This is a genomic window from Brachyspira sp. SAP_772 (assembly GCF_009755885.1).
GTDB lineage: Bacteria > Spirochaetota > Brachyspiria > Brachyspirales > Brachyspiraceae > Brachyspira.
In genome coordinates, this window is the sequence record NZ_VYIX01000268.1 from 1 (window position 1) to 612 (window position 612).

General features: G+C 27.3%; 1 protein-coding gene. It reads right to left on the reverse strand.

The features are described from left to right. On the reverse strand, positions 1 to 566 hold a 566-nt coding region (locus GQX97_RS13950), incomplete at its 3' end, for an NlpC/P60 family protein (RefSeq protein WP_157152340.1). Between the last annotated feature and the right edge of the window lie 46 nt (positions 567 to 612).

The following is a 612-nucleotide window of genomic DNA, read 5'->3' on the forward strand; positions in this document are numbered from 1 at the left end:
TTAAATTTATATATTAAATTTATATAGCCTTCAACAAGCCCTTTACTTGTAGAGGCATGTACATAAGTTACAGTTCCTTCTTCTCTATCTACATCAACAACTATTCCAGCATGTGTAAGTTTTTTCGTATCTGATGTAGTTCTGTCAAACATCACTATATCGCCAATGTTTGGCATGCCGTCATTGTATATCTTTTTATATTTTGAAAGTGTTGAATATATTGTKTTTACGCCGCTTGAGTCCATTATAGCTTGTTTTTCAAATACCGCTATATTAGAACTCCAATAAACAGCAGTTACAAAACCAGAACAATCAAAATTGAATTTTTTCTTCTCTTTTGTAGTTGGGTGAGTTAATTCAACTCTTTCATTATATTTATAGTGCTTTTGCAAATAAAAGTTAGCCCACTTTTTTATGTCTTCTCTAACTTTATCTTTTTGTTTATCATCAATTTCTACGCCATTTTCATCTAAATATGATTGATAATTCTTATCATAACCATAATTTTGTGCAAATGAATAGCTTGAAAACATTAAAGCAATTAATATACTAATAAAAAAATGCATAATTCCTCTAATTAAAAAATAATTTTATAAAATATTTACAAAAAGT